This is a genomic window from Streptomyces sp. NPDC025806 (assembly GCF_055558275.1).
The window spans coordinates 515736-529966 of sequence record NZ_JBVHMU010000005.1; the positions used below are offsets into that span (position 1 = coordinate 515736).

Sequence of the window (14231 nt, forward strand, 5' to 3'; positions counted from 1 at the left end):
AGTCGTGGTGCAGGGCCGTTGGCTGAAACCGTATGTCGTGGACGGGCAGTACGAGGTATGGATGGTCCATGAGCAGGGAGGCATGGGGCTGGTCCACCGGGTGAAGCACCTCGGATGGGGCGTCATGCTGGCCATGAAGTCGCCCCGCCCGGAGCTGCTCACCGGCGCGGGCTTCCTCGACCGGTTCGTGGCCGAGGCGGAGACCTGGGTGTCCCTCGGCCTGCATCCACATGTGTGTGGCTGCCATTACGTGCGCACGATCGACGGCGTCCCGCGTGTCTTCTCCGAGTACGTGGGCGGTGGCAGCGTGGCCGACTGGATTCGTGACGGGCGGCTGCACGAGGGCCGCACCGCCGAAGTCCTGGCCCGCATCGTCGACTTCGCGATCCAGGTCGCCTGGGGCCTCGATTACGCGCACAGCCGCGGTCTCGTACATCAGGACGTCAAGCCCGGCAACGTACTCGTCGACCTCGACGGCACGGTCAAGGTCACGGACTTCGGTCTCGCCCGAGCCCTGCCGGGCACACCCCGAAGCACGTACCCCGGCCCCGAGCAGGGCGACGGTTCCCTCCTGGTCACCCACGCAGGCCTCACCCTCGCCTACGCCTCGCCCGAACAAGCCGCCGGCGAACGCGTCAGCCGCCGCACCGACGTGTACAGCTTCGGCGTCCTGGTCCTTGAGATGTTCACCGGCGAGGTCACCTGGCTGGCCGGTCCCGCCGCCTCACAGGCCCTGGCCGAGTACCGGGCCGACAACCAGGACGGGCCCCCGATGCCGCACGGCATCGGCGCGCTCCTCGCCCGCTGCCTGCGCCAGGACCCCGCCCGCCGGCCGGCCTCGCTGGCGGATGTGGCCGACGTACTGACCGGCCTGTACGAGGACATGACCGGTGCCCCCTACCCGCGTGCCCGGCCGGCCGGAGCCGATCTCCGCGCCGACGAGCTGAACAACCGTGCCCTGTCCCTTCTCGACCTCGGGCGCACCGCCGACGCCGAGGAGGCCTTCGAAGCCGCGCTCGCCGCGGACCCGCGTCATCTCGTTGCGACGTACAACCACGGACTGCACCAGTGGAGGCAGGGCAAGCTCCTCGACGACGAGTTCGTCGCCTCGCTGGAAAGCCTCCGCGCGGATACCGCCACCGACGCCTGGCAGGTCCGTCATCTCCTCGCCCAGGTCCACATGGAGCGCGGCGATCATCGCAGCGCCGAACCACTCCTCGACGAAATGGACCGGGTCCGCCCTCGTACCGAGGAGGCCGTGACGCTACGGACCGCGCTCGGCGCCGGCCAAGGCACCACGGACCGCTCCCAACCGCTGCCCTGGAAGGAAACATGGAAGGACAGGCCACGGCGCGTGCGGCTGTACCCGGACGGGAGTTGGGCACTGGCCGGCGGGCTCGACGGCATGGTCCGGCTCTGGCACCTGCCGACCAGCGAAGCCCATCGCACCCTCACCGGCCACAACACGGACATCGTCGCCGTCGACGCGACGGCCCGCCGCGCGGTCACCGCCGACGCCGATGGCCTCGTACGACAGTGGGACCTGTCCGAGGACCGCCAACTCGGCGACAAGCGGCTGCCCCCGATCAGTGAGCTGCGCCTGACCCCCGACGCCCGCACCGCCGTCGCGCTGGTCGGCGGACGCCTCACCGCCTGGAACTTCCCTGACGGGCGGCCTTACGAGATCACCTCGCAGGACGGCATCACCGCGTTCGACGTGAGCAACGACGGCGCCCTCACCCTCACCGGCGACGACACCGTTCAGGCCTGGGACCTCGCGTCCCGCAGCCTTCTGTGGACCATGCCGGAGCAGCGCCATCAGGTCGACACCGTCGCCCTCAGCCGCGACGGCCGGCGTGCCGTCGTCGCCGCGATCCACAGCCCACGGCGACACGCGCTCAAGGTGTGGGACATTGACGAAGGCCATGAGATCGCCACGATGACTGCCCCGGGCTGGACGGTCACGAGGCTCGCCCTCAGCCCGGACGGCCGCTACGCACTCTCCGCGGTCGAGGACGACAGCCGCGTACGCCTGTGGGATCTGGACCGAGGCCGCTGTCTGCGGACCTTCGAAGGCCACAACACCAGCTTCGGGGAACTGCGGCTGCGACTCGGCGACCACGAGGCGACGATCATGGACATGGACAACGCGAGGTGGCTGCAGTGGGAGCCCCCGGGCACGTTCACCGCCACCCTGGTGCTCGGCAGGCCCCGGCGCCAGGCCGACCTCGACCGCCACGGACGCTGGAGTGCCGCGCTCCTGGCCGGCGCCGAGAAAGCCCTTGCCGCAGGCCGGACTTCGGTGGCGGTGGATCTGGTGCAGCGCGCCAGGGCCGTGCCCGGCCACGCCAGTGATCCGCGGGCGATGGAGCTGTGGCGAATCCTCGCCACCAAGACGGTGCGCTGCGGGGTGCGGTCGGTGCGTGCGGCGTGGGAACTGACGGACATCCAGTCGGTGGGGTCGGTGGCGCTCTCCCCGGACGGTGTGAAGGTGTGCGCGTCGGGCGGCGGGCAGGTCCGGCTGTGGGACACGACGACCGGGGTGCAGCTCGCGGCCTGGAAGGACGACGGTACGGGGACGGTCGCGCTCCTGTCGGACGGGCGTCGGGTGGTGGCCAGCGGGAAGCGGCGCATCGTCATGCGGTCGGCTCCGCACGGCCATTGGCCCGTAGTGCTGAACACGGATCCGAGCGACGGACTGCGGGGCCGTCGCGGTACGGGGGCGACGGGGGATCGCGGAACGGCGTCGGTGAGTGCGGACGGGTTGGTGCTGACGGCTTGCCTGGACGGCGAGTTGCGGCTGTGGGACCTGACGGCCGTCGATCTGATACGGACGCTGCCTGGCGGTCAGTCCAACAGCGTGTGGCTCAGCGCCGATGCGCGGCGAGCGGTGTCTGCCGGCTTCGACGGCACGCTGCACATCTGGAACATGGAGTCCGGCACGGAAGTGACCGCTCAGCAGCCCGGCGCCTGGGTGACATCGGTGTGCCTCAGCACGGACGGCCGGATCGTGCTGAGCTCTGGGCACCACGGGGACTGGACGCTGTGGGTGACCGACGCGGTGACCGGAGAGTTCGTGCGGGGGCTCAGCAAGGAGCGCGACGACGAGGACGTCGTATGGACGGCGCGGCTGAGCTCGGACGGGCTGTTCGCGTTCGCGGGCGATGAGGAGGGTGACGTGCACATCTGGGAGATCGCCACAGGGCGCCACGTCCGGACGCTGGAAGGGCATACAGGGCAGGTCAACGGACTGGCGCTGACGCCGGACGACCGCTACCTGCTGTCGGGCAGCGAAGACGGCAGCGTGCGCTTGTGGGAGCTGGACTGGGAGCTTGACGGCCGCAACGTGACGTTCTGAGCCCGGTGTTGTCGTGTATGGCTGGTGCGGGACGGGGGACCGGGAACCGCTGGTCGCCACACATGGCGGTGCGCCATGAGCGGGAGCGTCGCTCACACCGTCGGCATGCTGTTCGTGCCGGCCCGGGCACTGGTCGAGGCGCACTCCGACCGGGCGGTCGAGGTCGAGCAGGGTCCCCTGCCGGCGAGGCCAGGCGCGGCATACCACCCTGACCAGGATCCACGGAGTCCCATGGGAGTACTGCCTTGCGCGGGTCCGACCGGTACAGGAAAGACGAAACGGGCCGAGGCTCCGGCCGAGTATTTTCTCACCGACGAGCGGCGGCCGGCCCGTGTCGCCCCGTCCGAACCCAAGGAGCAGGACACGATGCCACGGCTGCACGGTGTTCCGCCGGGCTGTGCCGAGCGTGACCGCGAGGGGCAGCTGAGTGGTCCGCGCCGGGACGACCCGCACGGAGTGGCACCATTCGACGAGGTGAACCAGGCACGCCCGAACGCCGCGGGCGACGCCCAGACCTTCGCAACGGAGCAGCCCTGATGACGTCGCCCGCCACTGTCAAACTCACGCTCGTCACGGGACAGCTCGAGCTGTCCGAGTATGTCTACGACGGCCGCGCCACCTGTGTCATCGGCCGCGCTGCCGACTGCTCACCGCGACTGCCGAACGACGAGCACCATCGCACCGTCTCCCGCCACCACTGCCTCGTCGACATCAACCCGCCCGACATCCGCATCCGGGACTTCGGCAGCCTCAACGGAACCTACGTGAACGGCGAGAAGATCGGCCAACGCCCGCAAGGGCTCGCCCCTGCCGAGGCCGCGGGCGATTCCTACCCCGAACACGATCTGTCCGACGGCGACGAGATCCGCGTCGGGGAGACTGTGCTGCGGGTCGGCGTCACGCCGGCACGGTCCACCCGCTCTCTCGGAACCTGCGCCCGATGCGGCCGCAAGGTGGGCGGCCCCGACAGAGACGGTGAAGTACTGTGCGCCGCCTGCCAGTCGGACCCCGCCGCAGTGCTGAGGTTGCTGCTCGACCAGGCCCAGGGCGGGCGCGCCGACCTCAAGGCCATCCACGGCTACACCGTGCTGCGCGAGCTCGGCCGAGGCGGGATGGGCGCGGTGTTCCTGGCTCGGCACGAGTCCACCCGCGAGCAGGTGGCGCTCAAGGTGATGCTGCCCAAGGTCGCTGCGAACGCCACGGCCCGGGCCCGCTTCCTGCGCGAGGTGGGGCTGACCCGGGCGCTCCGCCATCCGCATGTGGTGGCGCTGCACCATGCTGGCTTCGCCAACGGCACCTTCTACCTGACCACCGAGTACTGCACCGGCGGCAGCCTCGACCACCTCTTGGTCAAACGCGGCGGCAGCCTCCCCGCCGACGAGGCCGTCCTACTGACCCTGCAAGCACTGCGCGGACTGGAGCACGCCCATGACCAGGGCGTCATCCACCGCGATCTCACCCCGTCCAACATTCTCCTGGACGGCGCCATGACGGCGAAGATCGCGGACTTCGGCATCGGCAAGGCCTTCGACCATGCCGGCCTCAGCGGCCTCACCCGGACCGGTGCCACGGCGGGCAAGCCGATGTTCATGCCACGCCAACAGGTCGTCAACTTCCGCAAGGCGCCGCCCGCGGTGGACGTCTGGGCCCTCGCCGCCTGCCTCTATCACGCACTCACCAGCAAAACACCCCGCGAGTTCCCTCCGAGGAAGGACCCCTGGCAGGTCGTCCTGCAGGAGCCAGCCGTTCCCATTCGCCGACGCGATCCCGGTGTCCCGGTGCCGCTCGCGGACGTCATTGATCACGCGCTGCGCGAACACCCGGAGATCGGCTTCCGGAGCGCGGCGGACTTCCGAGTAGCGCTGGAGCATGCCATGTGATCCCGCGATATCCGCACGCAACGACAGCCACGTGCACGCTCCTCAGAAGTACACATCCACCGCTGCGCTCAACTCATCCGTCCACTCAAGTGACTTCGGAGGCTCATACCCCGCCGCGCGCACATGCGCGACGAACTCGGCCGGGATCACCAGCGGCTGCTGCGCCAGATACTCGATGGAGTCCACCCGCCAGAGCCACACGCCGTCCGAATGCAGCGAGGGACCGCCCGGGATGTACCGGTCCTCTTCGAAGAAGTGCGGCTCGGCGGTCATGATGTCGAAGATGCCGGGCCCGCGGCGTAGGTAACTCAACACGGCGTCCCGGTCGGGCAGTTCCTCCGTGGCCACCGACTCGTAGAAGGACGGCAGTTGGTCGTGCCGACCCTTGTACATCTCGCGGTACATTCCGACGGTCTTCAACCCCACTGCGCTGTCCCCTTCGTCTCGACCCACGCTACGTGATCTCGGCCGGTCCTCGCCGCGCCGCGGCGAGTTCGCGCCCATCGGGACCGGGGCCGACCGCCACCGGCGCGCCCGCGCGATCTGTCACGGTCGGCCGGGTCGGGACGGGCGTGAGGCGAGGAGCATGAGCGGATGCAGCCGGGCGGCCGGCAGCGGACTCGGTCAGGGATTCGGTCCCGCAGAGGTCCGGGGGGAGCGCGGTGCCGACAGGTCCTGTTCCGAGAGGTGGTGTTCCAGGGTGGTGTTCAGGTCGGCTACGAGCTCGGCCCTCGCAATCGAACAGCGATGTCACGATCCGCTACCGCCTCCCGAAGATCCGTGCCAGAACCGGGTTTTGAAGGCAGTTGGGTTCATGCTGGGACCGCATCAGGGTGTTCCTGGTGAAAGAGCCTGGTCATGCAGTGGATGCCCAAGGTCGAGCAGAAGGCGGTGATCCGTCGGGACCACCGTGCGACCATGGCGGGCCGGTCGCGCCGGCCGGGCGGGGAGGGTGGAGGCGCGGGTGCCGAGCACCCGGGCGAGGTCGAGCAACCCCTTCCCCGGCGGACCGCCGGTCACCTGACCACCCCCTGCGCGAGCTCCGGTCAGGCAAGCCTCCCAAGCATCGCCTGGGACTCGATGAGGCCGTCGTCGCTCGGTGCCTGATGCTCGTCGAAGACACGCGCCGCCTGGCGGGCTCGGATCTCGAGATGCGCTTCTGCAGGCCTGGTGTAGCCGTAGCGTTCACGGGCCTCCGCGGGCGTCAGGACCACCGGGTTCACGGGCTCCAGACCCCGCCAGTGCGGCTCGACGATGGGCAGTGTCTTGGGCGCCACGATGCCGAGGTACCAGCGCATGAGCGGGACGTTCCTGGCGACGAAGGCCATGTTGAGGCGCATGGCGAAGGTCACCAGTACGTCGGTGAGGCGGGACTGGCGGATGTCGGCCAGCTTGCGCATGTGGCGCGGCAGCGTGGCGATGGTGGCCCGTCGGATCATCGCGTTGGCGATCGGGCGCATGAGTCCCGGGACGCCCTTACGTGGCATGACCTCCTTCGCACCGTTGAGGAGGTGGTGCATCATCCGCTGGGTGGCCTCGCTCGCGGCGAGCTTGGGTCGCCACTTCTCGAAGTACGCGCGTACCTCCTCGCGGTTGCGGGGGACGGCGGCCGGGTCGCAGGTCTGGAACTCGGCGGCGATCGCGCACTCGGCCCAGAACTGCTCCACCTCGGCGTCGCTGAGCTTTCCGGGGCCGAACGTCTCGTAGGTCTTGAGCACCGAGTGCCAGCCCGTGATGAGGATCCAGAGCTGGGAATCCGGGTCGTTGGCGTCGTAGCGGTTGCCGCTGACCGGTTCGATGCCGATCGCCTTCGAGTGGATCTTGACCAGGACGTCGGCCATCTTCGAGATGGTCCGGCTGTCGGAGAACGCGACCGCGGCGAAGTACTGGACGGTGCGGGCGTAGCGCGTCGGGAGCCGGTCGTAGTTCGCGCCTGTGTTGTGGACCGCGGCGAGGAGGTTGGGGTCCAGCTCCTCGATCGTCGTTGCGCGGACGATGCCCATCAGAGGCGCTGTGGGATAGCCCCACACTTTGCGGGTGACGGAGCCCGGGGCGAAGAAGCCGTAGTCCTCGTGCGGCTTGATCGCGGTCGTCGACTTCTTCATGTGAGCCTCACAGCTTCATTGCGTAGGTGCCGGCGGTTGCTCGTGCTTCGGCCCAGACCCGGGCGGAGCGCTCGGCGTCGTAGGCGGGGCGGCGCAGACAGGCCAGTGCGGTCTTCTGCTGGTCGGGGGTGACCGAAGGCTTGTTGCCCAGGGTGAGAGCGTGCCCGGAGACGTCACGGACAAGGACCTCGAAGATGCTGTCCAGGACGTCGTCGCCGGCACCGGTGATCGGGGCCTGCTGCAGGATGAGTTCGGCGTACGGGACCGCGGTGAAGATGTCGCCGACGACCAGCAGAAGGTCGAGGTCCCGCATCTGTTCCTTGCTCAGCGGTGTGGTGGCGAGGAACGCCTGGAACGCATCGACCTGCTCCAGGAAGATCTTCACGTTGGGCAGACGGGTGAAGTCGGCGAACGTTGCGCGCCAGTCGTGGAAGGACACCGCGTCGAGGCCCTGGGCAGGGCCCTGGTGGAACAAGAACGCGTCGTCGGCGGCGTCCCTGCGACGCGGCGGCTTCACTGGCCCCTGGCCGGTCGGGCTGAAGAGGTAGCTCACCAGGAACTTCAGGGCCAGCGCCATGTTGACGTGGACGGTGCCCTCCAGACGGGGCAGGCCCATCATCGAGGTCGCGCCCATCGGGAAGTACATGTCGTTCTCGAAGCCCTTGGCCGAGATCGCATCGGCCATCAGCTCGTAGCACTTGGCGGCCTGGCGGGTGACGTTCATCTTCTCGATGGCGTCGACGAGCAGGTAGCGGCGGTCCTCGGCGGTGCCGGAGCGCATGTAGTCGACGGCGCGCTCGCTGTAGAAGTCCATGGCGGCGAGGCGCACCCAGGTTTCGAGGAACAGCGCGCGCACCTGGGCGAAGTCGGTGACCCGGGTGTCGAAGAGCACCCGGCCCTCGGCGTGGGTGATCGCTTCGTGCCAACCGTGCTGGACGGCGCCGATGGCGCCGAAACCGAGGTTGAACTTGCCGACGTTGACGGTGTTGATCGCGGCGTCGAAGGCCTCCGAGCCGCGGTGGAGGATGTCGTCCCCGCGGACGGGGTAGTCCTCCAGGTCGAAGGCCGCGACGTACATCTGGCCGTCGACCACGTTTCTGTGCAGCTTGTAGGCCGGGTGCCGGCTGTCGACGACGAAGAAGACGTAGCCGTCCTGCGTCTTGGGGCCGGTGGGGAGTCCCTCGACGCGGCCGAAGACCGAGACCATGCCGGCCTGGTTGCCGTTGCCGATGTAGTACTTGCCGCCGTTGGCCCGGTATCCGTCGTCGCCGTCGGGAGTCAGCACCATGTCGGTGGTGTAGACGTCGGCGCCGTGGGTGCGCTCGGACAGGCCGAAGGCGAAGATCGCGCCGGAGTCGAGCAGGCCCGCCGCCTTGCGCTTGGCCGCCTCGTTCCCGCTCTGCCAGATCGGGCCGAGGCCGAGGATGCTGACCTGCCAGACGTACCAGTACGCCATTCCGTAGAAGCCGAGGATCTGGCTGTACTTGGTCACCCGTGCGGTGTCCCACCGCTTGTCCGGGTCTCCGTCGGCCTGTGCGGCCGGGGTCAGAAGAGTGGCGAACACCCGCTCCCGCTTCACGAAGTCCAGGAAGTCGGCGTACCAGACGTGACCGCGGTCCTGCTCTTTGAGGACCCGCTTCCCGCGGTCCTCGAAGAACTCGATCGTCGCCTCGAAGATGCGACGCGTCTCGGCGTCGAACTCGCCGAAGTCAGGCTGGTGCGGATTGAACAACTGCATGGGCCTCTCTCGTCTCTAGGCGGCCCGTGCAGATTACTTCGTCAGTGTAGGAATTTGCTACGTCAGTGAAGGAACTTTCTCGAGCGCTTAGGATCGAGCCATGACTTCCCGCACAACCGCGGCGCGACAGCGCGCCCCCCACCTGGGACCTGAACGCCGTCGGCCGCAGGCGCTCGACGCCGCGCTGGCGATCGCCGTCCGCGAGGGGGTGGGCGCGGTGACCGTCGGGTCGGTGGCCGCCGAGATGGGCGTGACGCGCCCCGTGGTCTACGCCTGCTTCGCCGACCGGGTCGAAATGGTCGAGGCACTTCTCGACCGCGAGACGTCAGCGCTGCTCGACATGCTCGTCTCCGCCCTCCACAGCACAGGTGGAATCGAAGACTCCGAACTGGCCTTCGTCAGTGGCTTCCAAGCCCTGCTCACCGCAGCGGCCAACGCTCCCGACACCTGGCGCCTCATCTTCGCGGGCGACCCCGACCCGTCTGTCGCCCAGCGCTTCCGCGCCGCACGTGCGCAACTCCAGGTCGAGGCGACCCGGTGGATCGCGCCGGCGATGGAGGATTGGTGGCACACGGCCGACCTGAAGCGGAAGCTGCCGGTCCTCATCGAGTTGTTCATGGGGGCCTGCGCGTCCGCGGTGCACTCCCTGCTCGAGGAGAACAACACCTGGAGTCCTGAAGACCTCGGCACGTTCGTCGGCAAGGCCGTGCACCGGGCGTTCAAGGGCGCCTGAGCGGGAGCGAGTCCAATACGGAGCTCGGCGACCAGGCCAGGGCGATCAGCGGCGAGCCGACGACGTCGAACACGCGCTGCACGGTGTGCTCGGGATTGTCCATGATGCTGTCGACGGGAGCCCTCGACAGCATCATCGCGACGGGCAGCAGGATCGTGGCGGCCGAGGCGCCGAAGCAGCTCGTCCAAGGTGCGCGCCGGGATCGTCGGCCACGAAGAACGTGACGGGGGCTCCCGGGCTGCGGGTGCCCCCGCGCCTGCGCCGGCGGCCGCGACCGTGGCGATGCTCCTGGGTGGACGGCTGCTCCGTCGCGACGGTCTGGGCGATGCGCGGTACGAGGCGCGGGCCACCGCTGCCGAGGGCCGGCGAGGAGCGGTCGGTCTGACGGCGAGGCTGCGCCCAGGCGTCAGAAGGCCAGAGCCGTGCTCCGCGCGAGCTCCGCGTTCATGACGCAGCCGTTGGCGTACGTGGTCGACCAGTCGACCCGGCGGCCTTCTCAGACTCCCGTCGCGGAGATCGTGACCGGTGCCCATTCCTTGGTGCACAGGGCGTGCGGCGCAGGCTTCGACAGCTCCGTGAACATGCCGTTGACGGCGGCCAGTTCGGTGCACGCTTCGGCTGCGGCGGGGTGGGACCCGGCGGGGCTCGGTGCACAGGTGAGCGTGACCGAGCGGGTCACCGTGGCGTTCGCGGCATCGGGGCCCGGGCCGAGGGCGAGGACGAGATCGCTCGGCGCGTAGAGCGCCTGGGTGCCCACGCTCACGGTGCGGCTGCTGTTCTGCGCGGTCGCGGTCGTGAGTGCCGTGGTCAGGAGGCAGGCGGCGACGGCCGTGACAAAGGCTCCTCGTGCGTGACGCATGGTGGTCCCTCTCTGGGCTTCCCCGGGGTTTCCGAGGTCTGCGGAATGCGTTGTGGGTGCAGAGGGGAGTGTTCCGATTGCGGAGGGTGCTCACCAGGCGCGTGGCCGACTACCGGACACGCGTGTCCGTTGAGCGGTGAACGAGCGGCAACGCCTCTGGTGAGGCACACGATGTGGCTACGTCTGCGCGCCTGACACACCGCCAAGGGTCGGTAGTTCACCGCGTAAAGGCCTTCTGACCTGGCCTGACGAACGTTCTGTTCTCAAGCATGCCGGTCGGCCTGCACGGCAGTCGACCGGAAACAGCCCCTGCCCCGCCGCACTGCCCGATCAGCGAGCCGGCTCCGTTCGGGACCTCCGTCCCTATTTTCCAGGTAAAGCGCCTTCCAGGCGGTCCCCATCGAGCCGCCCGTAGGCCCAGGTCGGGATGGGTGAGCGGCATCCGCTACGCAAGGGCCTTTGGGCTCCGTCCCCTTTCGGCCCGACAGGAAGTCATCTCCGCAGGGGCGCAAGATGGTGGCTGAGATTCGCACCAAATGGCGCATTCTCGGCGTCATGGTCTGTGGGAGGTTCATTCATGCGCAAGATCGTGTCCGCTTCTGTGGTCGTGGTGGCCGCGGCGATAGGCGTGGCGGCCCCGGCGACGGCGTTCGCGGCCGCCGCGAGCCCGGCCGGCGCCACCCGTTCCCTCGCTGTCGCTGCGGATCCGTCCTCTCCGGCGGATTCCTCCTCGCCCACGGACGGAGCCTCGGACTCCTCCTCGCCCACGGACAGCTCCTCGGAAGCCGCGACTGCGACGGTCCAGCTCGCCCTGTCCGCCCCGGCCCACGACACCGGCTTCCAGCCCGGCGAGAAGGTGATCCTCACCGCCACGACGAACGCCCCGGCGCAGGGCGTCAAGGTTTCCTCCGAAGCCTTCGGCACCGTCCAGCTGACCGGTTCCGGGACCTCCTGGACCGGTACGGCCACGATCGCGGACAACGTCAAGATCGGCACGTACGACGTCACCACCACGGCCGACTTCGGAGACACCGGAGCGCAGTCCAAGGCCACGATCACCACCTGGAACGACACCAAGCCGACGCCGACGCCCACACCCACTCCGTCCCCTGTCGGCCAGATGACCTTCACGATGTCCACGGACGGCGGCAAGCCCGGTGACAAGGTCGGCCTCGACATCAAGGGCACCGGCGAGCTCAAGGACGGGGTGTACGTGCAGTCCGACGCCTTCGGTGGCAAGGTCACCCTGACCCCGGTCCGTGGTGTCAACGGCGCCTGGCACGGCACCGCCACCGTCTCGAAGAACACCAAGGCCGGCTACTACGCCGTGACCGGGTACGCCGGAGGCGAGAAGGTCGACACCCTCAAGTTCGGCGTGGCGGCGGGCGACGCCGGTGTCCACAAGAACAAGGTTGCGCCGCTGCCCCCGAAGCAGCACAAGATCCCCAAGGGCTCCGTCCAGACAGGCATGGCTCCCGCCGCGCATGACGACACCGGCAGGAACCTCGCCCTGACTGCGGGCGGCCTCGGCGCCCTGGGCGCCGCCGGCGTCACCGCCACGGTCCTGATGCGCCGTCGCAGCCATGGCTGAGGCTCCGTGCCAGACCCGCCGTGGCGGCCGCACCCGGTATGCGGTCGCCACGGCGGGGATCCTGGCCCTCACCGCATGCATCACGGCCGGCTGCTCGGCTCCCGCCGGCCGCAGCGCGGACGGCCCTACCACGGCCCCGGCCCCCCGAAACGTCGCCGTGTCCCACACCGCTGCCATGGCCCCGTCGGTTCCCGACCGGATCACGGCGCCGGCCATCGGGCTCGACGCCGGGCTGGACACGGTGGGTCTGGCCCCCGACGGCACGATGCAGACCCCGTCGTACGACAAACCCCAGCGGGCAGCCTGGTACCGACAAGGCCCCACCCCCGGCGAGAAGGGCGCCGCCGCGATCGTCGGCCACTTGGACACCCCCAAGGTGCCCAAGGCAGTCTTCTACAACCTGAAGAAGCTCAAGAAGAACGAGCAGATCCAGGTCCACCGAGAAGACGGCACCACCGCGGTGTTCACCGTCGACGCGGTCGACACCTTCAAGAAGTCACAGTTCCCGACCGACAAGGTGTACGGCAAAACAAGCAAGGCAGAACTACGGCTCATCACCTGCGGCGGCGAACTCACCACCCAGCGCCACTGGGACTCCAACATCATCGTCTTCGCCCATCTGACGGGAACCTCGAACCGAGTGACCCACTGATTGAGGCCTCCTCAACCCGTCGCCTCCGCGATCACGGGACAACGCTCGAACGGCGCCTCGGCGGGCCGTGGTTTGGTGACGGTGGCACTGACGATGAACCAAGGGTGATCGTCGATCCCGTGGGCATCCTGCACTCACGGCCCTTGAGCTCACCGGGACGCGTCCGACTCAGTGACGGCGCCGCGGCCGTCGCTTCGGGGTCGGCCAGTCGAGCCGGGGCGGGGCGGCGAGTGGGACATCGGTGGCTCTCTCGTGCACAGCGCGGCGGGCCGATTCGGCGTCCGCGCCGGCGAAGACCAGAATGTCCTCTCCGACCCGCTGGGCACTCGCCCATACTGTGTCGGAAAGATGGTCCTGCCGGTTGTGGACGACGCCGAGCACCCACTGGGCCGTGTGCAGCCGGGCGGTGGGGCTGCCCGGCGCGGGGACCAGAGCGCCCAGCGCCCATGAGAGCCCACGCACGGTGGGGGCCATGGCATGGCGGCCTTGCGCCTCGAGGGCCACGGTGACGCGGATCAGGGTCAGGCAGCTGTTGCCCAGCAGATCCAACTGACCGACCGTGACGGTCTCCTGGTGAACGGGGGCCTGCCGCCGGGACCAGTGCGGGGTTCGGCGCGCCGCGGCGAGCGCGTCGTCGCGAGTGTGGCCCAGATCGTGGAGCGCGGTGTACACCGGGCGCAGCGCGTCCCACAGCTGGGCCTCCCACCGGCCCCCGTCATCGTCGCGTGCCGTGCGCAGGGATGCCGCAGTGAGTTCGAGTGCGCGGCTCAACGCCCGCAGCGTGTCCGCCTCGGCGCGGCGGAGCAGGGCGAGGGGGTGGGCCGGAAAGATGAGCTGGCTGAACAGGAGGGCGACACCGGCGCCGAATAGCGCGTCTTCCACTCGGTCGATGCCGGCCTGTTGTCCGGAGGCGACGGAGATGACGGCGCCGATCGCGGCCTGGGCCATGGTGATGCGTTCGCCGTCGAGGATGAGCGCGGCGAGGAGCGCGCACAGTACGGCCACGCCGACGGAGAAGATGCCGTTGCCGAGGAAGCGGAAGGCGAGTGCGCCGACGATGACACCGGCGATGACTCCGGACACGACCCGCACCGCGTTGGTGCCCCTGCCTCCGACGGGGGTGTTGAGGGCGACGAGTGTGGCCATGGGGGCGAACAGCGGAGTGTGGTGGTCGAAGATGTGCCGTGCCAGCCACCACGACAGCGCGGCGGCCACGGACTGCTGGAGCACGGGCCAGAGGTTGTCCCGGACCCGCTGCCACGCGTTGTGCATGCGGGCAGTCTCACCGTGCCGCGAACAGGACGACGCGGTGCTG

General features: G+C 69.3%; 11 protein-coding genes. 6 read left to right on the top strand and 5 right to left on the bottom strand.

The genetic code is table 11. The annotated features are described in order from the left end of the window. Positions 1-82: 82 nt before the first annotated feature. The 3 genes from ACZ4E1_RS15245 (at position 83) to ACZ4E1_RS15255 (ending at position 5238) form a co-directional block, all read left to right on the top strand. A complete protein-coding gene (locus ACZ4E1_RS15245) occupies positions 83-3358 on the top strand; it encodes a WD40 repeat domain-containing serine/threonine protein kinase (RefSeq protein WP_467539558.1) in 3276 nt (1091 codons plus the stop codon). A 231-nt stretch (positions 3359-3589) separates the two neighbouring features. Continuing rightward, on the top strand, positions 3590-3895 hold the full coding sequence (locus tag ACZ4E1_RS15250; protein WP_467539605.1) for an AAA family ATPase: 306 nt from the start codon (positions 3590-3592) through the stop codon (positions 3893-3895). Then, positions 3895-5238, top strand: a complete 1344-nt coding sequence (locus ACZ4E1_RS15255; RefSeq protein WP_467539559.1) for a protein kinase domain-containing protein — start codon at positions 3895-3897, stop codon at positions 5236-5238. The genes ACZ4E1_RS15250 and ACZ4E1_RS15255 overlap by 1 nt, the downstream gene beginning before the upstream one ends. A gap of 42 nt (positions 5239-5280) precedes the next feature. On the opposite strand, the gene ACZ4E1_RS15260 is transcribed toward ACZ4E1_RS15255, so the two are convergent. The 3 genes from ACZ4E1_RS15260 to ACZ4E1_RS15270 form a co-directional block, all read right to left on the bottom strand. Beyond that, positions 5281-5664, bottom strand: coding sequence for a hypothetical protein (locus tag ACZ4E1_RS15260; RefSeq protein ID WP_467539560.1), 384 nt, complete (start codon positions 5662-5664; stop codon positions 5281-5283). Positions 5665-6284: 620 nt separating this feature from the next. Beyond that, on the bottom strand, positions 6285-7343 hold the full coding sequence (locus ACZ4E1_RS15265; RefSeq protein ID WP_467539561.1) for an oxygenase MpaB family protein: 1059 nt from the start codon (positions 7341-7343) through the stop codon (positions 6285-6287). Between the two features lie 7 nt (positions 7344-7350). After that, positions 7351-9081 (bottom strand): acyl-CoA dehydrogenase family protein, encoded by a 1731-nt coding sequence (locus ACZ4E1_RS15270; RefSeq protein ID WP_467539562.1) that lies wholly within the window; start codon positions 9079-9081, stop codon positions 7351-7353. Positions 9082-9181: 100 nt separating this feature from the next. Between ACZ4E1_RS15270 and ACZ4E1_RS15275 the strand changes: the two genes are divergently transcribed. Further along, positions 9182-9814, top strand: a complete 633-nt coding sequence (locus tag ACZ4E1_RS15275; RefSeq protein ID WP_467539563.1) for a TetR/AcrR family transcriptional regulator — start codon at positions 9182-9184, stop codon at positions 9812-9814. A 496-nt stretch (positions 9815-10310) separates the two neighbouring features. On the opposite strand, the gene ACZ4E1_RS15280 is transcribed toward ACZ4E1_RS15275, so the two are convergent. After that, complete coding sequence (locus ACZ4E1_RS15280) at positions 10311-10673, bottom strand: SSI family serine proteinase inhibitor (RefSeq protein WP_467539564.1); 363 nt, start codon at positions 10671-10673, stop codon at positions 10311-10313. Positions 10674-11250: 577 nt separating this feature from the next. On the opposite strand from ACZ4E1_RS15280, the gene ACZ4E1_RS15285 reads away from it, so the two are divergent. Both ACZ4E1_RS15285 and ACZ4E1_RS15290 read left to right on the top strand, forming a co-directional pair. Beyond that, positions 11251-12264, top strand: a complete 1014-nt coding sequence (locus ACZ4E1_RS15285) for a hypothetical protein (RefSeq protein WP_467539565.1) — start codon at positions 11251-11253, stop codon at positions 12262-12264. Between the two features lie 175 nt (positions 12265-12439). Beyond that, positions 12440-12916 carry a class F sortase gene (locus ACZ4E1_RS15290; protein ID WP_467539566.1) on the top strand — a complete coding sequence of 159 codons (477 nt, stop codon included), beginning with the start codon at positions 12440-12442 and terminating at the stop codon, positions 12914-12916. Between the two features lie 168 nt (positions 12917-13084). Here ACZ4E1_RS15290 and ACZ4E1_RS15295 read toward each other — a convergent pair whose 3' ends face one another. Next, a complete protein-coding gene (locus ACZ4E1_RS15295; protein WP_467539567.1) occupies positions 13085-14188 on the bottom strand; it encodes an FUSC family protein in 1104 nt (367 codons plus the stop codon). Positions 14189-14231 lie beyond the last annotated feature (43 nt).

Bases quoted from the DNA above. Each gene is read 5' to 3' on its own strand.
- ACZ4E1_RS15245 (WP_467539558.1), top strand. From the start codon at position 83: ATGGGGCTGGTCCACCGGGTGAAGCACCTCGGATGGGGCGTCATGCTG.
- ACZ4E1_RS15250 (WP_467539605.1), top strand. From the start codon at position 3,590: ATGGGAGTACTGCCTTGCGCGGGTCCGACCGGTACAGGAAAGACGAAA.
- ACZ4E1_RS15255 (WP_467539559.1), top strand. From the start codon at position 3,895: ATGACGTCGCCCGCCACTGTCAAACTCACGCTCGTCACGGGACAGCTC.
- ACZ4E1_RS15265 (WP_467539561.1), bottom strand. From the start codon at position 7,343: ATGAAGAAGTCGACGACCGCGATCAAGCCGCACGAGGACTACGGCTTC.
- ACZ4E1_RS15270 (WP_467539562.1), bottom strand. From the start codon at position 9,081: ATGCAGTTGTTCAATCCGCACCAGCCTGACTTCGGCGAGTTCGACGCC.
- ACZ4E1_RS15275 (WP_467539563.1), top strand. From the start codon at position 9,182: ATGACTTCCCGCACAACCGCGGCGCGACAGCGCGCCCCCCACCTGGGA.
- ACZ4E1_RS15280 (WP_467539564.1), bottom strand. From the start codon at position 10,673: ATGCGTCACGCACGAGGAGCCTTTGTCACGGCCGTCGCCGCCTGCCTC.
- ACZ4E1_RS15285 (WP_467539565.1), top strand. From the start codon at position 11,251: ATGCGCAAGATCGTGTCCGCTTCTGTGGTCGTGGTGGCCGCGGCGATA.
- ACZ4E1_RS15290 (WP_467539566.1), top strand. From the start codon at position 12,440: ATGGCCCCGTCGGTTCCCGACCGGATCACGGCGCCGGCCATCGGGCTC.
- ACZ4E1_RS15295 (WP_467539567.1), bottom strand. From the start codon at position 14,188: ATGCACAACGCGTGGCAGCGGGTCCGGGACAACCTCTGGCCCGTGCTC.